The following is a 22,706-nucleotide window of genomic DNA, read 5'->3' as shown; positions in this document are numbered from 1 at the left end:
AAAAATGGAAAATCTTAAAGAATTATTGGGTTTAGAGAGCGTGGATTTTAGCAATGAAATTTTTGCGAAAGATTTGCGTGGCGAGGGAGTGAATTATCAAAGCGAGGGCTGGGAGGAAATGTTTAAAGCGATTACCAATGCGCAAAAAATAGTCGCATATCTCAATGCTGGCTACCGCTCCCGCGAGGAAACGCTTGAGATTTTAAGCGAACTTTTTGGCTATGGGCTAGATTCTAGCGTGTGGGTTATGCCACCATTTTACACGGATTTTGGACGCAATATTACCTTAGAAAAAGGCGTGTTTATCAATACTTGTTGCACCTTTATGGATAGATGTGGGATTGAAGTGGGCGAAGGGACATTTATCGCGCCAAAGGTAAATATCGTTACCATAAACCACGATTTTGCCCCGCACAACCGCACTACGACATTTTGCAAACCTGTCAAAATCGGCAAACGCGTGTGGATAGGCATAGGCGCGACAATCTGTCCAAATGTCAGCATTGGGGATAACTCCATAATTGCAGCGGGTAGCGTGGTAACTAAAAATGTTCCTCCAAATGTCATAGTCGGTGGCAATCCCGCTAAAGTCATCAAAAATATATAAAAGTTTTGTATGAGCTATAATGCGCAAATCTTTGGCAAATGCAAGTTTAGCAAGACTTAAAAATCGCGTTTTAAAATTTAAATTTTAAAAAGGAGTAAGTATGCAAAATCCAAACTCAAATCAAAATCTCACAAGCACAAAACGGCGAGATTTTATCAAAAATAGCGCAAAAGTCGCTGGCGTGCTTAGCGTGGCAACCCTAGCAGGAGCGAGCTTCAATGCGTGTAGCGATAGCGCGAGTGAAAATAGCAAGCCACCACACCAAAACAACGCAAGTAGCGATAACAGCTCAAACCAAAATCTATCCAAAGGAGAATCTATGAACCTCACAAACACAGCAAAATTAAACTTAGAGCGATATTTTGGCAAAGATTTTGCCTTAGGTGAGCTAGCACAAAATGACGCAGAATTTTTAGAGCGATACGCAAATTTTGCCTTTGATGAAGTGCTTTCCCACACAAATTTAGAGGAACAAGAGCGACTTATGCTAACGCTTGGTGCGCTTATCGCCACGCAAGGAGTAAGCGAGTATAAAAATATGCTTAATGCTAGTCTCAATGCGGGCGTGTATCCTAGTGCGATAAAAGAAATCTGCTACCAAGCCACGCCATACATTGGAATGGGCAAGGGGCTAGAATTTATCATCGCTACAAATGAAGTCTTTAAACAGCGCAAAATCCCAATGCCTCTAGAATCTAGAGCCACCACCACGCGAGAAAATCGCGTCCAAAAAGGGCTAGAAGTGCAAAGAGCAATCTTTGGGGAGGCAATCGACAAAGGCAATGCCTCCGCGCCCGATGATGAGAAACATATCCGCAGATTTTTAAGCGGGCATTGTTTTGGGGATTTTTACACGCGAGGCGGGCTTGATTTGAAGTTTAGAGAGCTTTTGACATTTGTCTTTGTCGCAAGTATCGGCGGGGCAGACGCACAAGTCAAAGCACACATACAAGGCAATCTTAATATGGGCAATGACAGGGCTACACTCATTGCTACCATTACCGCGCTAATCCCATACATTGGCTATCCGCGTGCGCTAAACGCGCTAAGTGCATTGCCAAAGGGGTAAAATCTTGCTACGCAATTTTTTGGACTTTTTTGCAAAATCTTTGAAAAATTTGTGATTTTCCCCTTGACTTAGAGTTGGTATCAGGGTTTATAATTGCGACAAATCTCGAATCGAGATTTTCAATACATCATAAAGGAGCAAGTATGCAAACGATTCAAAACAAACAAAGACGAGAGTTTATCGCAGATTCTGCAAAAATGGGTGCGCTTGGTGTAAGCGCGATTTTGGGAGGCTCTGCACTCTTTGTAAGCGATGCAAATGCAGCCCAAACAAGCGGGCAAAATCTAGACAAATCCCAAATCATCGGCACAGATAAGGCAATAGCACAGGCAAAAAGCGGAGGGCGAATCCCTAGCAAAGGCTACGCAGCTTTTAGTAAGGATTTTAAATTCAAACCCCATACTTTCACGCGCCACCCGCTAGGCGAGAGAGACATTTTGATAGAGATTCTCTACGCTGGGATTTGCCATAGCGATTTGCATTCAGTCGCTGGCGACCACCACGCACCGACTTATCCCATAGTCCCCGGACACGAAATCGCAGGACGCGTAGTCGCAGTGGGGAGCAAAGTCAGCAAATTTAAAGTCGGCGACTACGCAGGAATCGGCTGTATGGTAAATAGCTGTGGTGAGTGCGAAGCGTGCAAAAGAAGCGAAGAGCAATTTTGCACCAACGCTAAAACCGTCTTTACCTACAATAGCAAAGATGTCTTTCACGGCAATGAAAACACCTATGGTGGCTACTCAAACAACTATGTGCTAAGCGAAAAATTTGCCATAAAAGTGCCAAAATCCGCACAGATTGAAAAAGTCGCGCCCTTGCTTTGCGCTGGGATTACGACTTATTCGCCTATAATGTTTAGCAAGGTAAAAAAGGGGCAAAAAGTAGCCGTAGCAGGCGTTGGCGGACTAGGACATTTAGCAGTGAAATATATGGTGGCATTAGGCGCGGAGGTTACGGGATTTGACATAGTCGATAAGCGCGAATCGGTGCTAAAACTAGGTGCGAAGCGATTTATCAATGTCAAAGATAAAGAGTTTAGTCAAATTACAAATGAATTTGACTTTATTATTTCGACTATCCCCTATCACTACGACATAAACGCCTATCAAAAAATGCTAAAAATGTATGGAGAAATGGCAATCGTGGGACTGCCATCGCCAAAAGATAATCCGCATTTAGACGCAAATGCGATGATTTGGCAATTTAGACGCAAGATTTATAGCTCACTTATCGGTGGCATAAAAGAAACGCAAGAAATGCTAGATTTTAGCGTGAAAAATAATATCTACCCTGAAATCGAGCTAATCCCCATAACCGAGCTCGACAACGCGTATAAAAAAGTCGCCAAAGGACAAGCAAACTTTCGCTTTGTGATTGATATGCGAAGTTTGAGTTAGATTTATGGTTGAAGTTTTTAAATAGGGAATTTAAAATAATGCGCAAAAAACTATGGCGAATCTTTAAATACACACTTGGCATTTTTGCCTTGCTGTGCGTGGCTTTGGTGCTTTGGTGGCTAAATATGGAGGGCATTTTTTTGAGTGATTTAAAAGACACAAAGGCGCGAATCGCGCATTCACCACATTTCATAAACGGCGTAGCGCAAAATTTCGAGCCAAATAAATCTAGCGAATCTAATGCAGATGATTCGCAAGATTTGCGCGAATCCGCCGAAAACAAATCCCAAAAGAAATTTACCAAACTATCTTTGCTTGAAATTTCAAGCGTGGAGATTCCAAGCATAAAAAGCGATTTAAGCGATTTGGCAAAAAGCGATAGTTTCGTGTGGTTTGGGCATAGCTCATATATGCTAAATTTATCGGGCAAAACGCTACTTATTGACCCTGTGCTACAAGATAATGCCGCACCACTGCCCTTTGTGATAAATGCCTTTAAGGGTGCGGATATTTACGCGCCTATCGAGTTGCCTACGATTGATTTTTTGCTCATCACGCACAATCACTACGACCATTTGAGTAAAAGCACCATTCGCGCACTCTCACCCAAAATCAAACACGCGATTGTCCCGCTTGGCGTGGGGAAATATCTCAAAGCGTGGGGGATTAGTGAGGATAAAATCACGGAATTAGATTGGGACGAAAATGTGGAATTTAGCGTGGATTTTGGGGTGTTGCGCTTTTATTGTCTAACGGCTAGGCATTATTCAAGTAGAGGTTTGCTTGATAGGGATAAAACCTTGTGGGCGAGTTTTTTGGTGGAGTATGGTGCGGATTCACACAAATCACAAAGCAAAAATCCGCAAGATTTGCGAGATTCACACTACAAAGATTCGACAGATTCACGCGAATCGCGCTATAAAAATTCGCAAAATTCACACAATTCACAAAGCAAAAAAATCTTTATCGGTGGCGATAGTGGCTATGGGGCGCATTTTGCAGAGTTTGGCAAACGATTTGGCACAATCGATTTAGCATTTTTAGAAAATGGGCAGTATAATCCGCAGTGGGGACAAATCCACACATTCCCTCACCAAAATCTACAAATCGCAAAAGAGCTAAACGCAAAAGCGATAATGCCCGTGCATAACTCTAAATTTCGCCTTGCACCGCACGAATGGAGCGAGCCTTTAGAGCAAATTTACACGCTTTATTTGCAGGGCAAATCACAAAATAATTTTGATTTTTTGCTTCTAACGCCACAAGTTGGGCAAATTGTGCCTTTGTGGAGTGAGTATAAAAAGGGCGATTTTAGCGCGTGGTGGCGAGAAGTAAATGCAAATCCAAAATAATTTGCAGATTTTTTTTGTTAAAATTTGCGATTCACTATTGACAGATAGCTACTATCATCTTTTATAATTGCGTTTTTAAAATTTAAATTTTAAAGGCGTAAAAATGGTAAATCTTAAAGATTTGTCGCAAGATTCACATAAATTCAACCAAAAAAGAAGCGACAATGGAATATTTAGAGTTAAATAATGGCATCAAAATGCCAATTTTAGGGCTTGGCACTTATGGATTACAAGGCAAAAGTGGGCAAGAGGCGATAAGCGAGGCAATCAAAATCGGTTATCGGCTCATAGACACCGCGCAAATGTATGACAATGAGCGCGAGGTGGGCAACGCTATGGCAGAATCTATTGCAAATTTTGGCATAAAGCGAAGTGAATTTTTTATCACCACCAAACTTTCAAGCAATATGAGCTATGATGAGACTTTTAGGCGATGTGATGAGTCGATGCAAAAATTGCGCCTTGAATATTTGGATTTATTGCTTATCCACGATACTTATAAAAACGCAGAGCAAATGTATAAGGCAATGGAAAAACTCTACAAAGAGGGCAAAATCAAAGCACTTGGAATCTCAAATTTTAAGAAAAATGATTGTGCGGAGTTTGTGAAAAAATGCGAGATAAAACCTGCGATAAATCAATGCCAAACGCATATCTTTCATCAGCAAAAGGCACTGCGAGAGGTGATGAAAGCCACTGACACAAGGCTTCAATCGTGGAGTCCATTTGTGGCTGGGCGTAAAGATTTTTTTCATAATCAAACCTTACTACAAATCGCACAAAAGCACGGCAAATCTGTGGCACAAGTGGCGTTGCGCTTTTTGGTGCAACAAGACATTATCACTATCCCAAAAAGCGCGAACACTACGCGACTGCGTGAGAATTTTAGCATTTTTGATTTTGCGCTTGATAGTAGCGATATGATGATAATGAGCGCGCTAGATACGGGCAAATCACAATTTGGTTGGGATAGTTAAAAGTCGCGTTTAGAATCTATAATTGTGCCAAAAACGCATTCTAAGTGGAGTGCTATGAATCTATTGCAACCTTGCACCATTAAGAAAATCAAACAAAATAATGCTATAATGCGCCAAATTTGACAAAAGGCACACAAAAATGCTTCAACTAAACATAAGAGAGTCGCTTCAAGAGATTGCGAGTTTTCTTGGGGGCGATTTGTATTACCACTCCAAAGTCCCCGAGCAACAATACAAAGAATTTAAACAAAAAATCAATCATTATCTCCCAACACTTATGAGTCAAAACGAGGATTATTTGGTGGCAAACGCGCTTACGCCATTGCTCCAATCACTAGGATTTAGCACGGCTATCAAGCAAAAATCACAGGGCAAAAGTGAGATTGATTTAGCCCTTATGCAAGAACATAATATCGCAGTGATTATCGAAGCAAAAAAACCAAGCAATGCAAATGAAATGATAAGCGCGGAGCATTACAACAAAAAGGCGTTGCACGAAGTGATTTTATATTATTTGCGTGAAAAAGAGCGTTGCTTAGAGAGTGGGGCAAGGTTTGAGATAAAGTATATTATCATCACGGATTTTTATCGATTTTTCATTTTCAAAGAGAGCGAATTTGAGAGATATTTATACAAAGATGAGCATATCAAAAACAATCTTTATGGCAAATACAAATCTTTGACAAAGCAAACGGATTTAAAAATAGAAAAAATAGCGCAAAAAACAAATGAGGATTTTTACAACGAGCTAAAAGAATAGTTAACTAGTGAGCATTTTAACGCAGAATTTAGACCGCTGTATTTGGATTTGCAAAAAGTGCTAGATTCCAAAGATTTAAGCGAGATTAAGCCCTTTGTCAAGGCGTTTTCGCCAGAATTTTTGCTGGAATTATATATCCACAAAAACGACATTAACGAAGCGTTTTATAAAGAGTTGCTTTATATTTTGGGATTAAAAGTCCTAGATGGGAGCAAGGATAAAAATAAAAACACCATTATCCCAAATAATGTAAGCGGGACACTCTATCACAACATAATCGATTCATTGCCTGATGAAGCAGATAAAACCCAAGAAAACATTATCTCACTTATTATTTTGTGGTTAAATAGAATCTTGTTTTTGAAACTCATCGAAGCAAATTTGGTGCGATTTAATCCCAAGCAAAATCAAAGCATAAACCCGCATAGATTCCTAAATATTAGAAATATAAAAGATTTTCAAAGTTTAGAAAATCTCTTTTTTGAAGTCTTTGCCAAGCCACACGATGAGCGCGATGTAAGTTCGCCATTTTTTGCTATGCCCTATCTCAACTCATCGCTGTTTAATCCAAGTAAAATCGAGCAAAATCTCATTCACATACGCGCCCTAAGCAACGATAAGCAATTGCTCCCTTACAGCGAATACAACAAAAAATCCAAAATCTCAAATGTCGCTAAAATCCCGCTTTTGCGCTACTTGCTAGATTTTTTGGATAGCTATGATTTTGGCAGTGGCGAGGAATACGAAGCTGACACGCTCATAAATGCAAGCATTTTGGGCAATGTCTTTGAGCGCATAAATGCGTATAAAGATGGCTCTTTTTACACGCCAAGTGCAATTAGCGCGTATATATGCGAGGAAAATTTGCAACAAGTCGTGGTGCAAAGATTTAATGAAGCAAATCCCAAATGGCAATGCAAAAATATAGCCGACATAGAATACGAAATCTACCGCGAAATCCGCCACGCTAGAAATACGAATGTCAAATCTACCCCACCCCAACCCCTCCCGCAAGGGGAGGGGCTTAAAAATGCCAAAAATTCCCCCTCCCTTGCGGAGGGGGACAAAGGGGGTGGGTTGCAATCCGTAAAAATAAAATCTCACAACGACAAAAACCCTCATAACGACAGAGAATCCATAATAGCAAAGCACATAGCCACGCTAAAAAGCGTGAAAATCTGCGACCCGAGCGTTGGGAGCGGACATTTTTTAGTCTCCGCGCTCAATGAGATGATAAAAATCTATTATGAGTTAGGGTTATTAGATTCTAGCATTTTAAGCAAAGAGTTGCATATTATCGGCGATGAGCTAGTTTTAAGCGATTTTACTTACACCAAGCCACAAAGCCCAAATGAGCCAAATCACAAAATCCAAAAAGCCCTTTTTAACTTAAAAAAATCTATCATCGAACATAATCTCTTTGGCGTGGATATAAATCCCAATTCGGTGGAAATCTGCAAACTGCGCTTGTGGATAGAATTGCTAAAAAATAGCTATTATTTGACAGATTCAAACGATGGATTCAACGAAAATCTAGATTCTACAATCCACCAAATGCAAACCCTCCCAAATATCGATATAAACATAAAATGTGGCAACTCTCTTATCTCAAACATAGACATAAATTTTAGCAAAGAAAAGCTAGAATCCCAGCTAAAAGCCCTGCTAAACAAAGATAGAAAACTAGGCGAATCCGATGAAGAAGTCGCCGAAATAAAATCCATTTTAGATGATTTGAAAATCAAATTACCCAAACAAATACAATCCTACAAAAACGCCACAAACGCGTATAAAAACGAAACAAACGAGGATTTACGGGGCTTACACAAACGCAATATAGAATCTGCCAAAGAATTTATTTTAAGCCTTTTTGTCAAAACGCACCCCGCATATCGAGAATTTAAAAGCACCCTTGCAAACTATCTAAAATCCTATGGCTATGGTGGAATCGACAATGCAACATTGCCAAACGCCAATCCAAAAGCATTGCAAGAAGCGCGTAAAAATCTAAACGACTACCTAATCGCGTTTAATTACCACAAAACACTTGGCATTACAAACGAGCCACGAGGATTTGTGGAGAGAGATTTTATCGCCCTGCTAGATTCTATGCGCTCTTATGAATCTATCTCAAAAGAGGCAAAATCATATTTTGAATGGCGATTTGAGTTCCCCGAAGTTTTGGATAAAAACGGGGATTTTATGTGCTTTGATTTGATAGTGGGCAATCCTCCCTATGGCGATTTGCTAAATAAAGCACAAAAAGATTTTTGCCAAAACAAAAAACTACCAAAAGAGCAATGGAAATATCAATACGCCGACACGGGCGATACTTACAAACTCTTTATCGAAAAAGGCTTTAACCTCATCAAGCAACACGGCAATCTTGCCTACATTGTCCCACTTAGCATTACAAGTAGCAAATCAAATATTGATTTGCATAAAATGCTTTTAGAAAACTGCGAGTTTATAAAAGTGAGTAGCTATGGACATCGTCCTATGAAAGTGTTTCCTAACGCCGAGCAAAGAGTCTCAGTCATTAGCTTTACCAAGACGCTTTCACCCACAAAACACCTAATGACGACAAAAATAAATAGACGATACACCACCCAATCGCTAAAAGACCTTATAGCAGCTATGGATTTTACAGATTCACTTGATTTTGTCCAAGAGGGCGCACTTTGCAAGATAGGATTGCCTATCGAACAATCCATAATGCAAAAAATCTACGCGCAAAAACAAACGCTAAAATCACTTATGAAAGGCAAAGAGAAAATCTATTATCGCACTTCGGGCGGTGGATATTATGATTTATACACAAGCTATTCCACGCAATCCAGCAAAGAAAAATATTTTAATGCAAAAAATGCAAAATTACTTGTGGCGTTAATGTCAAGCAATCTTTTTTGGTGGTTTAAAACCGCTTATTCTAATGGGCGAGATAGTTCTATTTATGAATTTGAGCGTTTTTCTATCCCAAAATTTAGCAAAGCAATAATCACAAAGCTAGAAAAACTTGCCACACGCTACGAATCCGACATAGAAAAAACACGATTTTAGCAATGGCGTAAAAACCTACAAAATCCGCAAATCAAAGCATATCATCGATGAAATCGATAGGCTAATCTGCCCGCTGTATGATTTGACACAAGAAGAAATGGACTTTATTATAAATTATGAAATAGAATTTCGGACGGATTAGAATCTAGATTTTAAAGCTGTCATTGCATAAAAATTTTTGGCACAAAATTTTTGGCGCAAGCATTTTAGATTTTGCTTATGCGCTTCTCGCCGTCATTGCCACCATTTAGCGCACGCGCTCTTTTAGATTTTTATACGCCTCGCAAGCCATATCCACGCCAAAATCACAGCCCCGCTTATAAGTTCGCAACGCTTCATTTGTATCCATTTTTACCCCCACGCCAGATTCAAAAAACCCTCCAGCACTTAGGCACGCACTTCCTGCGACTAGCTTGCCTTGCGTTACGCATTGTTGTTGTGTCCTTTTTGTGGGGTCTAGTTTGTTGATTGCCTCACATTCTCGCACAGGGTCGGCATTGCACGCTTTTAGCACATTTTTTAGAGCTTCGCGCATATCTTTTGCGCCCTGCCCATAGCCTTGCACTTGATACATTCCTAAGATATAGCACGAATGCGAATACCCCAAATCACAAGCCTTTTTGTAGTATTGCGATGCTTTTGTTTGGTTTTTTACCGCACCTTGCAATCCGTGATGATAGTTAAACGCCACTGAAACGCAAGATTGCGGGATATTCTCTTCACATTGCGCGATTTTTGTGAGAGCCTCTGGCTCTAGATTCTCACTCTTGGCTTGCTCTATTTCTTTTTCTAGCTCGCAACCATCGCTAAATCCATACTTACACCCCTTGCTTGCATACTCACTCGCCTTTTGTAAGTCTTGATTCTCGCTATGATATTGCATTAGGGCGAGATTATAGCAGCCCCCGCCATCGCGCAAATCACACGACTTGCTATACGCGCTTTTTGCTTTGGCAAAATCCACTTGCAATAAAATATGCTCTTTTTCATCTAAGGCTAGCCCATAGTCTTTGCCACTAAATTCTGCGATGGTGTTGAGATTTTCTTTTATGCCATATTTATACGCCACGCCTAACGCCCTGCACGCAAAGGCAGATTTTAGAGCGCAACCTGTTTTTGCGTATTCGTATAAAAGCATAGCTTTGTTTGCAGGGATACTAGCAAAGCTATTTTGCCAGATTTCAATAATCGCCACTTCGCAAGATTCTTTTGTGCTTAGGCTTATTTTTTTGCTTTGGGGGGATTTTAGGCAGGCTTGCCCGTATTTGGATTGCGTGATTTTTGCGTCTCTAAAATTAGGCAGAGGGGCTTTAGCACTCTTTTTTATCCTCTCGATATAATCCCACTCCACTAAGCCATTTTGCAAATTTACAATGCTAAAAATAAAGCTATACTCCACGCTGTTGATGCTTGATAGGGCTTTAGCTTGGCTTGAGATTCTCGCACTCAAAGAATACTTAGGCGGCAAAAGAGAGCCTTTTGGGATAATGTCGCCAAACTCGCTATTATTCCTCATAGCGCGGATAGAATCAAGCATTTTATCGCTTTGTAGCGCGTTGCCTGAAATGGCGTTGCTAAGGCGAAGTGTTTTAGAAGCAAGAATGTCTTTTAACACGGCGCGAGCGAGAAATTCTATATCGATTGGATACTCGCTTAAAGAGTTAAAATCTGAAATGGCAATGACTGCTTGATTAGCTTGCAAATCTTTTAGGAATGGAGAATCTTGCAAATCCGCGTTTGTAAGCGCGGCGATGGAGAGCAAATCATCGGTGTGTAAGAAAAATGGCGAAGATTCTTTGGTAGTCAAATGCGCTTCTTGCGAGGGAGATTCTTGCGTGGTGGCTTTGAGGGGAGAGTAACTTGCATTGCCACACATAAATGCCGCCACAAACATTAGCAAAGAAAAAAATCTCATAATATGCCTTTGATAAAGAAAATCGCGCAAGCGTAAAATCACGCAAAAATTGCGTTTTGAAAATTTATAAAATGATAGCAGGCAAAGATAAAATCCAAGCTAAAATCTGCGATTTTTGGTAATCTATTTAGGTATAATATTCAAACACAAAAGCAAGATTTGTATAAAATCTTGGCACAAAAATGATAAGAAATAATCCACTTAATTTAATCATTGAAAAAAAGCAAGTAGGATAAACTATGGATAAAAATGCAGGACATACAATCTTAGGCAAATACGAAATTATCAAAGAGTTGTCAAAAGGCGAGTATCAAACACAAGTTCTCGAAAAAATATTTATCATCAAGCGCATTCTTAAACAGCCTACAAACGAAGCAATTTACTCACATTTAGCACAAGATATTAGCACCATATCCCACAAAAATCTTGTCAATATTAAAATTGATGAGGACGATTTGTATTTCTATACCATAAGAGAGTGCTTAGATAGCGAGGAATATAATACTTTAAACCCACAAATTTTTAAACGAAATTATGGGACGGATTATGTCCGACTTATTGAGTGTTATTTGCAGATTTTTGAAGCGATAAAATATATCCACGCAAAAGGGCTATTTCACGGCAATATAAGCATAGATAATATCCTAGTAAATAGGGATAATTGCGTATTTTTATTAGATTTTGGCAAAGCTATTTTTATTTATCGCTTGGCAGTGATGATAAAACATTCCACGCACCAGAACAATTAGGGCAAATTGAAGCAAATATTGACATAAGGGCGGATATTTTCTCATTTGGATTATGTATGCTTAGTCTTTTGTTTGGGACTTTTGAGGATTTTAGCTTTGATGAGATTTATACAGTCCCTAGTGATTTGGATAAAGTCTATGAAAAAATTAGAGAATATGAGCTAGAATCTAGCGAAAATGAAATCTTTTTGCTTGTTATGAAAATGACAGCGTTCAATCCAAATGATAGAATCTCGCTTGATGATTTAGGCATTAAACTAAGGAAAATCTTAAAACAAAATAAGCAAAATTATATTTTTGAGTTGAACCTTTCTAAAGGCGTGATAGAAAAATATATAGAGATTCATAACGATGATGATATAACAAGTCATATAAATGAAAGAATTTCAAGCAGCAAGTCTTATTGGGATTTTGGCAACGATAAAAGCGGTGAGCGCGAGGAAATCAAAATCGCTTGTGGGGATTTGGTGTTTTGTTGTTCGGCTAAGGAGTCGCCATATTTGTTTTGTTTTTCTATATTAGAAAAACAAAAAATATTAGATGAACTCTATCGCAAAGGGTTAGAATTTGATAATGATTTTATTATAACCACGGGACGCAATCATAGCTATGAGTGTGATGACATACAAGATATAAAAGATGCGTTAAAAGAAAACTTTATAAGACAACAAAATCGCAATAAACGCCTTGAAATCGACAAAAAAGCTATCTACACAGAGGAAGAGCTACTTCGTGCCGAAAAAGAAACCATAGATTTAAAGAAAAATGTAACCCTAGCATTATTTAAGAGTTTTAACCGAGCAAAAGATACCATAACTTTTGAGTGTATCAACACTGATGATGAAAAGGATAAAGAGAAAAAGGAAGAATTAAATACAATTTTACAAACTGCCATATCCAAGCAGTTTAAAAATCTAAAAAAGGAGAAAAACAAAAACCAAGAGTTTTTAAGCAAAGCACGCGATTTTCAAAACGGCGATAGTGTTGTCATTGAGAATGCAAATAGTGAGTTGTTGGGAAATATTGCAAGCCAAAACCCAGCCAAAAAAGAAATAACTATAAAACTAGACAAATACGACACAAATAAAATTGATGAATCTAAATGGAAAAATAGTATCCACACTATTAGTTATGACTATCAAGTCGAGGAAAATCTGTGGATTAAAAAAGATGACGCACTATCTCTTTTGACATCGGGACAAACCACAATTCCCAATCTCCTACGAAAAATCAACGAGCCAAAAGAATTAAAAGAAAATGTTTTGGTGCAAATTGATGAATTTTTTGATAAAAATTTAGATGAAAATCAAAAAGAAGCCGTGATTAAGGCAATGAGTCTAGATAGTGAGAGTGAGATTTTGCTAATCCAAGGTCCCCCTGGCACGGGCAAAACTACAACTATCACAGAAATGATTCGTCAGATTTTAAAACGACATCGGCATTACAGGATTTTAGTCGCATCGCAAAGCAACCAAGCAGTGGATAATGTGCTTGAAAAAATCTGTGAATATGAAAATAAAATTTGGCGCATAGGCAAAGAAAATAAAATGAGCGATATTGCCAAACAATTTAGCGAAACAAAGGTGTTAAATAAACTTATCAAAGATAATAGAGAGCGAATCAAGGCAAATCCCATCAGTGATGAAAATCCACAGATTGATAAAAAGCTAAAAGAATTGCAAATGAACTTTGATAGGGCATTACAAACGATTACAGCAGAAATGGCCGAAAACAAAAAGTCTAACAACAATCAAAAAACCAAAAATGAACAACTAGCCACGCTATTTTTGAAAAATATTCGTCTTGTGTTTGGGACTTTGCTAGGTATTTCTTCGTGGAAATATTTTAGAGACATAGCTTTTGATTTTGCTATTGTTGATGAGGCTGGGAGAGCGACTTTGAGCGAACTTTTAGTGCCTTGCATAAAAGCGCGCAAAATCGTGCTTGTGGGCGACCATAAGCAGCTAGCCCCTGTGATAGATGATGAGGTTGCCTCAAATCTAAAAGATTTTACCAAAAAAGAAGTGGGGACTTCATTTTTTGAACGATTGTTTGAGAGGTTAAAGATAGTGCCGTATTTAGATAATTTTTGTCATAGGCTTATCTATAACTACCGCGCTGAGCATACAATCTGTCAGCTTTATAGCCAAGCCTTTTATGAGGGGGAGCTAAAAGAACCAGAAGCGATTAAGGACAAAAGAGCACATAATCTACCTTTTAAATCAAGTGCTGTGTGGATTGATACAAGCAAGCTAGATAATAGGGAGGATAGCCAAGTAGGCACAGGCAAAATCAATAAATGCAATGTCAAATGGATAGAATCCACGCTAAGTATATTGCTAGACCACATAGAAAAATCAAAACTAGCACACAGCATAGGAATCATCACGCCATACAAAGCCCAAGCACAGCTACTGCAAGATAGGACAAAACAGCTAAAAAACCGATATAAAATCTACTATCAATCATTAAAAAATGTCGAAGATAAAGACTTGCGCAATGGCTTTGATATAGGCACTGTCGATAGCTTTCAAGGAAGTGATAGAGATATTATTATTTATGATTGCGTGCGTTCATCAAAGGCAAAAAACAGCAAAGATAATAAAGAAAAAAGTGGTGCTAAAATCACCTTTATCGCTGATGAAAAACGGCTCAATGTCTCACTATCTAGAGCAAAAAAGCTGCTTATCATTGTGGGTGATATGGAGTTTTTGTATGGGGCAAGTGTGAGTGAGGGGATAAATCCATTTGTAACAATCATAGAATATATGCGCAAACATAAAGAAGACTATGAAATGATTGATATGAGTAAGATAATTGATAAGGAAAAATAATGGCTAAGAAAAAAGTGAAACCAGCCACACAACAACGCGAATTTACGGCAAAAATGGAGTTGCTTACACATAAATATAGTGATTATTACGCAAACACACCAACAAGCGAGATTATCACAAATGACAATGAAGAGATTGATGAACAAAGTGGTTTTGTTTGGTATGACACAAAGGAAGTGTTTTGTCCTGTATATAAAGCAAGAGTGAAATACCAAATCACTAAAATTCAGCCCATTCACCCCATCATCATCTCTATCTTAAATATAGTTAAAGAATTAGAAAAACTCAAAGGTATCAATGTTGCTAGCAAAATAAAAGAGATTACTCAGCTTGATGATGAAATTTATGGAAGCATCATAGCTGAACTTATTCAAAAAGGTTTGCTTACAGACGGCAACAATGTGCTTAAACTAACAAATATTGGCAAAGATACACTCAAACAAGAAAAAGAAAAAATTATCCGCGATAAAGTTGCTTTCGTGGCTTTTGATGGCATTTTTAACGAAGTGCTAGAAGTGGCTGAAAGAGCAGGGGATATAAATTTCGCCTACAAGCCAAACGAATACTCCATAGAGCTAAAACCGCTATTTTCTGCTCGTCCAAGAACGCAAAATTTATATGATGAATTTAGCGAGAACAAAACACTCTATCAAATCTTAACAGAGAATTTGCAAAAATTTGATAGTGCTAGTGATGATGAAAATGAAGTTGGCACTGAAATTAACAATATCCTTGAAGTGGAGGATACAAGGAAGTTTTTTAAAAGATACCTTTGTCTTTTTTACAAAAATGCCGATGAAAATGAAAAAATTCTTGTCCTTGATGAAAGAGATGAGATAGACGCAATAGCTACAAAACTTTTTGACAAACTTATCGCCACACAAAATTTCACCCCAACAAATCCAAAATCTGTCGCTTGCGAGGATAATGAAAATAAATTTAGGCAACTTACAAGCGAACAAATCCAAGAAAAAATAGAATCTGCACCTGATTTAAGCGATGGCAAGACTATCGAAGTAAGCGAGCATAAGAGGTATTTTATCTATGTGCTAGAAAATGCAAAAAAACACATTTATATCCAAAGTCCGTGGGTGCGCGATAATATCCTAAAAATCTACAAAACACACATAGAATCCGCGCTAAAAAGAAGTGTGAAAGTTTGCATAAAATACGGAATGAAACCACGAAATCGATTCGATAAAGTCGGCATTGATGACAAAGCAAAGGAATTTTTTAACGAGCTACAAGCAAAATTTCCACAACTTTTTAAACTTAAAACAGATAATAATCACTCAAAAATTCTAATCTGTGATGATGAGTTTATGCTTATAGGGAGTTTTAATTGGCTAAGCTTTGGTGGAGAAAATAAAGATGATAAAGAAAATAGAGGTGAAACCTCTACTGTCAATAAAAACCAACAATCCATTAAAAAAGAGATAGCTAAATTTAACTAGTGTTGATTTTTTGATTTTGATAAGATTTTGTGGATTGTAAAGGTATTAGTTAGGAAAAATGCTTTTGCAGGGCATATTAGAGAGCAAAACATTTCAAAAGGCATTTACATAAATGCAGGGAATGTGATGACAAACTCACTTCCCTTGCCTAGTTCGCTATGCACGGAGATTTTGGCGTTGTGGATTTTTGCGATGCGCTTGACTATGGCAAGTCCCAAGCCATTGCCACCTAGCTTTTTGCTCCGCGACTTATCCACGCAGTAAAATCGCTCAAAAACCCGCTCTTGCTCAGCTAATGCGATTCCTATGCCATTATCCACCACGCGCAAAACCACGCTATCACCGCCACTTGCACCATTTTTGCCATTTGCGCTATTTTCGCTCAAAGTTTTGCTCGTTTGTTCGCCATTTTCCCCACTCTCAACATCTTTCTCAACATTTTTCTCGCGCTCCACAATGATTTTTACCACGCCATTTTTGCCACTATATTTAATCGCATTTTCGCACAGATTATACACCATATCTTCAAGCAACGCAGGGATTCCCAAAATCTCTTGCGCCCCCATTTCGCGCCCTGCAAACTCGCCACGCTCCACAAACTCTCCACACTCCACAAACTCGCATTTTACCCCCTTTTCACGCGCCAAATTTTCAATACTTGGCAAAATCTGCTTTACCACATTTGCGAGCTTCACGCGCTCTTTTTGCTCGCCGTTTTTATCTAGCGCATTATCCAAAAACGAGATTTTCAAAATCTTATCAATCAGCCCCAAAAGTCGCTTTGATTCTGCGTAGATTTTAGCGATAAAAGCGTCTTTGTCGCGCTCTTGCACAAGCCCACTGCAGAGCATTTCACTGCTTGTGAGTATCACAGATAGTGGCGTTTTTAGCTCGTGGGTTACATTTGCGCTAAACTCCTTTCGCAACGCCAAAATATCGCGCTTGGCACTTTTATCAAAGAGCAAAATCATTATCGCCTTAAGGTTGTTTTTCACAAAAATAGGCATACAAATCGTGTGGCAAAAATACTCATTTATGCTGATTTCAAAGGCTTCATTTCCAGAATCTATACTATTTTGCACCGCATTGCCAAACTCACGCAAAAATGCAAAAATATTGATATGTCGTATGTTTGGTGTGAGGCGCAAAATCTGCAACGCCTTTTCATTGCATTGCGTGATATTGCCCGCGCTATCAAGGACTAAAAAGCCCTCATTCATATTTTGCGTGATAAGCTCAAAGCGCAGTTTGCCCTGCTTTATGCGCTTTAGTTGCTTTTTGATTTTGCCTTTTTGCTTGGAGATGCGCTGCATAAAAATATGCAGCTCGGTGTAAGGATTGGTGCGAATGGGGTGGGACAAATCGATATTTTTGATGGGTTGCAAAATTTTGCGTGCAAGCAAAATGCCAAGAGCCACGCTCACAATCGCGCTAAAAAGTAGCAGTGTCCCAAAAAGTGGCGCAAAATCTTTTAGCACGACAAAAAGCGAGTCTTTTTCCTCGCTAATGCGTAAAATGAGCGTTTGTGGTGTGGATTGAGCGTGAGAATCTAGATTTGCCTCCACAAAGTGCGCAAAATAGAGATTTTCTTTCAATTCTGAATCTGAAAGGCGCGCTGCCCTATCGCCCCTGCCTTGCAATAAATTTTGCACTTCCTCGCGCTCTAAGTGATTATCAAGGCTTGCAATATCAAGCCTATTATCAAAAATCACTTCTCCATTTAGCGCAATCACACTCACACGATAGGGCGAATCTAGCTTGTCAAAGAGATTTTGCGCAAGGCTTTGCTCTAGCGATATTGCGAGTTTGTTTGCGTATCGTTCTAGCTCGCTAAATTGCTCCTCTCTGTGTGCTTGGTGTAAAAACACCGCACTAATAAGTATGCTAAGAGATTGCACCGCTACGATAAGCCCAAAAATCCACGCCACAAGCCTGCGCGATAGACTCTTTGGCTTGTAGTTTTTGTGGGGATTTTGGCTAAGATTGTTTGGGCTATGTTGCATTGTGTGGGGGGTTTGGCTAGGTTGGTTTGGAGGATTTTTAGGATTTTGTGGGTTTATTAGATTTTGGGCGTCTTGGCTATAAGTGTTTTTGCTACTCTTTTTTTCAACGCGTTTATAAAACCTCATCAAAGCGATACCCCACAGAGCGAATATTGGTGATACATTTGCCATAAATCCCTAGCTTTGTGCGAAGTGAGCTTATGTGCATATCCACTGTGCGCGTGTTTTCCACGCTGTATCCCCAGATAGATTCGAGCAACTCATCTTTGCTAAAAATATTATTTTGGTGGGTAAAAAGTAAGAGAAGGAGCTCAAATTCCTTGCTTGTGAGGTGCAATGGGGACTCATCGACACTGATTTTGTGTGAGTTTGGCTGTATTTTTAGCCCTTTGTATTGCAAGATTTCGCCCTTTTTCATAGTAGTGTTGCTTCGGCGCATTAGGGCTTTTATGCGTGCGATTAGCTCTAGGGCAGAAAAGGGCTTTGTGAGATAGTCATCTGCGCCCAAATCTAGCCCGTTAATCTTATCATACTCGCTTCCTAGCGCACTAAGCACGATGATAGCCACTCCGCTTGTTTTTGGGTTTGCACGCAGTTTTTGTATCACTTCTAAGCCACTCTCATTTGGCAGCATAATATCACACACAAGCACCTTTGGAATCTCGCTCTTTAGGGCTTGATAAAGACTGCTCGAATCTTCAAAAATCATAGAATTTAAATTCTGATTTTTGAGCGCGTAGGCTACGAGCTCGGCGATATGCTCATCATCTTCTAAGATATAGATAAGATTTTGCCCGTTATGTGTCTTGTCTGTTGCGGGATTTTGCGTGTTTGGCAAAGTGTTTTGATTTTGGGTGTTATATTGCGTCTTTTTTGTCGCGGGATTGCCCTCTTGCGCGCTATTTTGTAGCCCGTTTTGATTATAGGCGTTTTGGGTTTTATTTTGCCCTATATTGTGCGTTAGCAGTGTATCTTGCGCCATTTTTCCTCCATTTTTTATGTTTTGCTTTTTTTTTGACATTCGTAGGATTGGTTGAAATTTTAGCCTTTTTTCTTATCCAAAATCTCTGGCAAAAGCAGATTTTACAAAGATTTTACAAAACCCTGTGTATTGCTCTTACATTGCGTTGTTATGATTTCGCTCGTGTTGGTTGTGTATTGCAATCTAAGCGCGATATATCGCGTTTGCTAGCATTTACGCAAACTTCGCAACATCTTAAAACAAAAAGGAGCAAATGATGAAAGCGATTGTAAAATTAACAAAAATCGCGCAAATGGTGGGCTTAATCGCCTTAGTAGCAATGTGTTTTGGTTTAAATAGCCTAAAAGCGGCAGAACAAACAGGCAAAATCAATGTTATCTCGCGTGAAGATGGCTCGGGCACGCGCGGGGCATTTGTGGAGATTTTTGGGCTTTTGGAGAAAAAGGGCGATAAAAAAGTCGATACCACGACACTAAAAGCAGAGATTACAAACTCCACCGCTGTAATGCTTCAAAGCATCGCAAAGGACAAAAACGCCATAGGCTATGTCTCGCTAGGCTCGTTAAAACCAATGGTAAAAGGCGTGCAAATCGATGGCGTTGAACCAAGTGTAGCAAACATTAAGATTAAAAAATACACGATTTCGCGTCCATTTAATGTCGTAACGAAGGGCTTAAGCGGAGAGAAACTCGCGTTGGTGCGGGATTTTTTAGACTTTAGCAAGGCAAATGCTGAAGTGATTAGCAAGGCGGGATACATTCCGCTCGATGTCAAAAAAGTAGCGAGCAAAAAGCTAAGTGGTAAAATCCAAAATGCCAAAATCGTAGTAGCAGGCTCAAGCTCGATTACCCCGCTAATGGAAAAGCTCAAAGAAGCCTATAAAGCGCAAAATCCAAGCGTAAATATTGAGATTTTGCAATCAGATTCTACCACAGGGATAAACTCTGTCCTGCAAGGAATCGCAGACATAGGAATGGTAAGCCGTGAGCTAAAAGAGAGCGAGCTAAGCACAGGGCTAAAAGCCGAAGTGCTAGCAATCGATGGGCTAGCCGTGATAGTCAATCCACAAAGCAAAATCACTAGCTTAAGCAAGGAGCAAGTCAAAGAGATTTTTAGCGGAAAAGTTACCAAATGGGAAGAAGTGAAGTAAGACTTTGTCGTTACTAAGCGATGACAAAGCGGGATTGCTTTGGCAAACAAAATCCCCCTCCCTAAATCCCTCCCGCAAGGGGAGGGACTTTTTTCTTCCCCGCCTTGCGAAGAGGGGGCTAGGGAGTGGGTGGATTGCCACGAAGTCGCCACTAAAAGCGCGACTTCTCGCAATGACGGGGGATTTTGTCATACTGAGATTTTGCTTGCAAAATCGAAGTATCTCTAAAGAGAAGATTCTAGAATCTAGAGATATTTCGCTTGCGCTCAATATGACAAATTATAAAAGCAGAAAAATTGACACAAACTAGGAATCCAAAATGCCAAAAAAGAAAAAAACGCTCAAACAGCAGGGCAAAATCTTGCAGAGATTTTTAGCCCACAAACATCACCAAAACGCACCAAAAGCAAAGCAATTTGCGCGTGAGTGTTGTAGCTTAGAATCCATAATGCGCGTAATGTTTGGCTTTAGCGCGATTGTGTGTATCCTCGCGGTTATTGTGATTTGCGTGTTTTTGTTTGGCAATGCGATTCCTACGATTTATCGCATAGGCGTTAGCGACTTTCTTTTAGGCGATGTGTGGCAGCCACTCAATGAAGTCTTTGGGATTTTCCCTATGATTGTGGGGAGTGTGTTCGTAACGGGATTAGCGATTGCCTTTGGCGTGCCTTTTGGGATTTTGTGCGCGGTGTATTTAGCGTATTTTTCGCGACAAAATCGCTATGTAACGCCATTGGTTGAGCTAATGGCTGGGATTCCTAGTATTGTGTATGGATTTTTTGGGCTTATTGTGGTTGTGCCGTTTTTCTCCCAAATCTTTGAGACAAATGGCAAGGGGCTTTTAAGTGCGTCTGTGCTACTTGCAATGATGATTTTACCCACCATAATTTTGGTGTCAAAAAGCAGCATTGAAGCGGTGAGTAAAAGCTACTTTGAGGGCGCAATCGCGCTAGGGGCGAGTGTGGAGCGGGCGGTGTTTTTTGTGGTGTTGCGTGATGCAAAAAGTGGGATTTTGGCAAGTGTGATTTTAGGCATAGGACGGGCAATCGGTGAGGCTATGGCGGTAATCGTAATCGCGGGGAATCAACCCGTGATACCACAAAGCATAAGCGATGGCGTGCGGACGATGACGACAAATATCGTGCTAGAGCTAGGATACGCAAGCGGGATTCACAGAGACGCGCTCATTGCTTCAAGTGCGGTGCTGTTTGTGTTTATCTTGCTGATAAACGCGTGTTTTTTGGCAATAAAGAAAAGGGCGTAGGGCTTACACGCTCCATTGTCATACTAAGAGCAAAAGCTCGAAGTATCTCTTTTTACATTCTAGAATCTAGAGATATTTCGGTTTCTAGCGAAACCTCAATATGACAATGTGTTTTTGTCATTGTAAGCGCAATGACAAGCAAAATCTAAAAAGGGGCGATTAAATGGGATTTAGAGACAAAATCGACAAGCAAATGATAGCCACCATAAAGGCGCAGGATTTTCTCTCGCTGTTTTTACGGGGGATTATGTTTGTGGGCGTGGGATTCACACTCGCCACAATCGCGCTTATCGTTGGCTACATTTTGCTAAAAGGCATTCCGTATTTAAGCGCGGAACTCTTTGAGTGGGAGTATTCGAGTGAAAATGCTTCGATGACACCTGCGATTATCAACACGCTTTTTATGATTGCGTTGTCGCTGTGCTTTGCCCTTCCTTTTGGAATCTTTGGGGCGATTTTCTTACAAGAATACGCCAAGCCAAATAGCGCGGTGGTGGGCGTGATAAACCTCGCTTCACAAGTGCTAGTGGGGATTCCTAGCATTGTGTATGGGCTTTTTGGATTTTTAGCTTTTGTCATCTATTTCAAAATGGGCGTGAGTATGCTATCGGGCGCACTTACACTCGCGGTGATGATTTTGCCTTTGATTTTAACCGCCACACAAGAATCGCTCAAATCCGTCCCTAGTGCCTACAAAGAGGGGAGCTTCGCGCTAGGTGCGGGGAAACTACGAACGATTTTTGTCGTGGTGTTGCCCTGCGCGTTAAGCGGGATTTTAAGCGGGGTGATTTTAGGCGTTGGGCGCATTATCGGGGAGAGCGCGGCATTGCTTTATACTTCTGGGAGCGTGGCAAAGGTGGCTTCTGCGGTAGATTCTGGACGGACATTAAGCGTGCATCTCTACGCGCTTTTAAGCGAGGGGCTTTATATCGAGCAGTCGTATGCCACAGCGGTAATCTTGCTTTTTGTCGTGGTGGGGATAAACCTGCTCTCAAACCTCGCAGTGAAAAAACTGCAAAAATAAGGAGAGAGAAATTGCATTGTCATTGCGAGCGAGCGCAAAGCGTGAGCGTGGCAATCTATGGCTTGTCATACTGAGGGCAAAGCCCGAAGTATCTCTATGCACATTC

At 39.9% G+C, this 22,706-nt stretch carries 16 protein-coding genes and 1 pseudogene; 14 read left to right on the top strand and 3 right to left on the bottom strand.

What is annotated here, in order from left to right:
* The first annotated feature begins 4 nt into the window (after window positions 1-4).
* The 7 genes and pseudogenes from ACWIUJ_RS06910 to ACWIUJ_RS06880 all read left to right on the top strand — a co-directional run.
* A complete protein-coding gene (locus tag ACWIUJ_RS06910; RefSeq protein ID WP_454169875.1) occupies window positions 5-607 on the top strand; it encodes a sugar O-acetyltransferase in 603 nt (200 codons plus the stop codon).
* A 100-nt stretch (window positions 608-707) separates the two neighbouring features.
* Window positions 708-1,676, top strand: a complete 969-nt coding sequence (locus tag ACWIUJ_RS06905) for a carboxymuconolactone decarboxylase family protein (RefSeq protein ID WP_454169873.1) — start codon at window positions 708-710, stop codon at window positions 1,674-1,676.
* Window positions 1,677-1,819: 143 nt separating this feature from the next.
* Window positions 1,820-3,076, top strand: a complete 1,257-nt coding sequence (locus ACWIUJ_RS06900) for an NAD(P)-dependent alcohol dehydrogenase (protein WP_454169871.1) — start codon at window positions 1,820-1,822, stop codon at window positions 3,074-3,076.
* Between the two features lie 38 nt (window positions 3,077-3,114).
* Window positions 3,115-4,428, top strand: coding sequence for an MBL fold metallo-hydrolase (locus tag ACWIUJ_RS06895; RefSeq protein WP_454169869.1), 1,314 nt, complete (start codon window positions 3,115-3,117; stop codon window positions 4,426-4,428).
* Between the two features lie 164 nt (window positions 4,429-4,592).
* A complete protein-coding gene (locus tag ACWIUJ_RS06890; protein ID WP_454169867.1) occupies window positions 4,593-5,405 on the top strand; it encodes an aldo/keto reductase in 813 nt (270 codons plus the stop codon).
* A 139-nt stretch (window positions 5,406-5,544) separates the two neighbouring features.
* A complete protein-coding gene (locus tag ACWIUJ_RS06885) occupies window positions 5,545-6,165 on the top strand; it encodes a DUF7149 domain-containing protein (protein ID WP_454169865.1) in 621 nt (206 codons plus the stop codon).
* Between the two features lie 153 nt (window positions 6,166-6,318).
* Window positions 6,319-8,646, top strand: a pseudogene (locus ACWIUJ_RS06880) (type IIG restriction enzyme/methyltransferase); the annotation flags it as partial.
* A gap of 826 nt (window positions 8,647-9,472) precedes the next feature.
* Here ACWIUJ_RS06880 and ACWIUJ_RS06875 read toward each other — a convergent pair.
* Window positions 9,473-11,140, bottom strand: coding sequence for a hypothetical protein (locus ACWIUJ_RS06875; protein WP_454169864.1), 1,668 nt, complete (start codon window positions 11,138-11,140; stop codon window positions 9,473-9,475).
* 239 nt (window positions 11,141-11,379) lie between these two features.
* Between ACWIUJ_RS06875 and ACWIUJ_RS06870 the strand changes: the two genes are divergently transcribed.
* Genes ACWIUJ_RS06870 through ACWIUJ_RS06860 form a run of 3 tightly spaced genes read left to right on the top strand, consistent with a single transcriptional unit; the run spans window position 11,380 to window position 16,177 of the window.
* Entirely contained in the window at window positions 11,380-11,889 is a 510-nt protein-coding gene (locus ACWIUJ_RS06870) for a protein kinase domain-containing protein (protein WP_454169863.1), read from the top strand.
* Window positions 11,802-14,723 (top strand): AAA domain-containing protein, encoded by a 2,922-nt coding sequence (locus ACWIUJ_RS06865; protein WP_454169862.1) that lies wholly within the window; start codon window positions 11,802-11,804, stop codon window positions 14,721-14,723. The genes ACWIUJ_RS06870 and ACWIUJ_RS06865 overlap by 88 nt, the downstream gene beginning before the upstream one ends.
* Window positions 14,723-16,177 carry a phospholipase D-like domain-containing protein gene (locus ACWIUJ_RS06860; protein WP_454169861.1) on the top strand — a complete coding sequence of 485 codons (1,455 nt, stop codon included), beginning with the start codon at window positions 14,723-14,725 and terminating at the stop codon, window positions 16,175-16,177. The genes ACWIUJ_RS06865 and ACWIUJ_RS06860 overlap by 1 nt, the downstream gene beginning before the upstream one ends.
* 104 nt (window positions 16,178-16,281) lie before the next feature.
* Here ACWIUJ_RS06860 and ACWIUJ_RS06855 read toward each other — a convergent pair whose 3' ends face one another.
* Window positions 16,282-18,351 carry an ATP-binding protein gene (locus ACWIUJ_RS06855; protein WP_454169860.1) on the bottom strand — a complete coding sequence of 690 codons (2,070 nt, stop codon included), beginning with the start codon at window positions 18,349-18,351 and terminating at the stop codon, window positions 16,282-16,284.
* Entirely contained in the window at window positions 18,293-19,162 is an 870-nt protein-coding gene (locus ACWIUJ_RS06850; RefSeq protein ID WP_454169859.1) for a winged helix-turn-helix domain-containing protein, read from the bottom strand. The genes ACWIUJ_RS06855 and ACWIUJ_RS06850 overlap by 59 nt, the downstream gene beginning before the upstream one ends.
* Before the next feature lie 256 nt (window positions 19,163-19,418).
* Here ACWIUJ_RS06850 and ACWIUJ_RS06845 point away from each other — a divergent pair, with 256 nt between their 5' ends.
* From ACWIUJ_RS06845 to pstA, 4 genes are all read left to right on the top strand, one after another.
* Complete coding sequence (locus ACWIUJ_RS06845) at window positions 19,419-20,312, top strand: substrate-binding domain-containing protein (protein ID WP_454169857.1); 894 nt, start codon at window positions 19,419-19,421, stop codon at window positions 20,310-20,312.
* A 39-nt stretch (window positions 20,313-20,351) separates the two neighbouring features.
* Complete coding sequence (locus ACWIUJ_RS06840) at window positions 20,352-20,540, top strand: hypothetical protein (RefSeq protein WP_454169856.1); 189 nt, start codon at window positions 20,352-20,354, stop codon at window positions 20,538-20,540.
* Window positions 20,541-20,631: 91 nt separating this feature from the next.
* Window positions 20,632-21,576, top strand: a complete 945-nt coding sequence (gene pstC, locus ACWIUJ_RS06835) for a phosphate ABC transporter permease subunit PstC (RefSeq protein ID WP_454169855.1) — start codon at window positions 20,632-20,634, stop codon at window positions 21,574-21,576.
* Between the two features lie 163 nt (window positions 21,577-21,739).
* Window positions 21,740-22,600 (top strand): phosphate ABC transporter permease PstA, encoded by an 861-nt coding sequence (pstA, locus tag ACWIUJ_RS06830; RefSeq protein WP_454169853.1) that lies wholly within the window; start codon window positions 21,740-21,742, stop codon window positions 22,598-22,600.
* Window positions 22,601-22,706: the final 106 nt, after the last annotated feature.

This window comes from Helicobacter sp. 23-1046 (genome assembly GCF_053654635.1).
This window is presented reverse-complemented; position numbering and strand designations above follow the sequence as displayed.

What these genes read in the sequence shown, in the direction of transcription:
- ACWIUJ_RS06910 (WP_454169875.1), top strand. Translation starts at nt 5, where the DNA reads ATGGAAAATCTTAAAGAATTATTGGGTTTAGAGAGCGTGGATTTTAGC.
- ACWIUJ_RS06905 (WP_454169873.1), top strand. Translation starts at nt 708, where the DNA reads ATGCAAAATCCAAACTCAAATCAAAATCTCACAAGCACAAAACGGCGA.
- ACWIUJ_RS06900 (WP_454169871.1), top strand. Translation starts at nt 1,820, where the DNA reads ATGCAAACGATTCAAAACAAACAAAGACGAGAGTTTATCGCAGATTCT.
- ACWIUJ_RS06895 (WP_454169869.1), top strand. Translation starts at nt 3,115, where the DNA reads ATGCGCAAAAAACTATGGCGAATCTTTAAATACACACTTGGCATTTTT.
- ACWIUJ_RS06890 (WP_454169867.1), top strand. Translation starts at nt 4,593, where the DNA reads ATGGAATATTTAGAGTTAAATAATGGCATCAAAATGCCAATTTTAGGG.
- ACWIUJ_RS06885 (WP_454169865.1), top strand. Translation starts at nt 5,545, where the DNA reads ATGCTTCAACTAAACATAAGAGAGTCGCTTCAAGAGATTGCGAGTTTT.
- ACWIUJ_RS06875 (WP_454169864.1), bottom strand. Translation starts at nt 11,140, where the DNA reads ATGAGATTTTTTTCTTTGCTAATGTTTGTGGCGGCATTTATGTGTGGC.
- ACWIUJ_RS06870 (WP_454169863.1), top strand. Translation starts at nt 11,380, where the DNA reads ATGGATAAAAATGCAGGACATACAATCTTAGGCAAATACGAAATTATC.
- ACWIUJ_RS06860 (WP_454169861.1), top strand. Translation starts at nt 14,723, where the DNA reads ATGGCTAAGAAAAAAGTGAAACCAGCCACACAACAACGCGAATTTACG.
- ACWIUJ_RS06855 (WP_454169860.1), bottom strand. Translation starts at nt 18,351, where the DNA reads ATGGCAAATGTATCACCAATATTCGCTCTGTGGGGTATCGCTTTGATG.
- ACWIUJ_RS06850 (WP_454169859.1), bottom strand. Translation starts at nt 19,162, where the DNA reads ATGGCGCAAGATACACTGCTAACGCACAATATAGGGCAAAATAAAACC.
- ACWIUJ_RS06845 (WP_454169857.1), top strand. Translation starts at nt 19,419, where the DNA reads ATGAAAGCGATTGTAAAATTAACAAAAATCGCGCAAATGGTGGGCTTA.
- pstC (WP_454169855.1), top strand. Translation starts at nt 20,632, where the DNA reads ATGCCAAAAAAGAAAAAAACGCTCAAACAGCAGGGCAAAATCTTGCAG.
- pstA (WP_454169853.1), top strand. Translation starts at nt 21,740, where the DNA reads ATGGGATTTAGAGACAAAATCGACAAGCAAATGATAGCCACCATAAAG.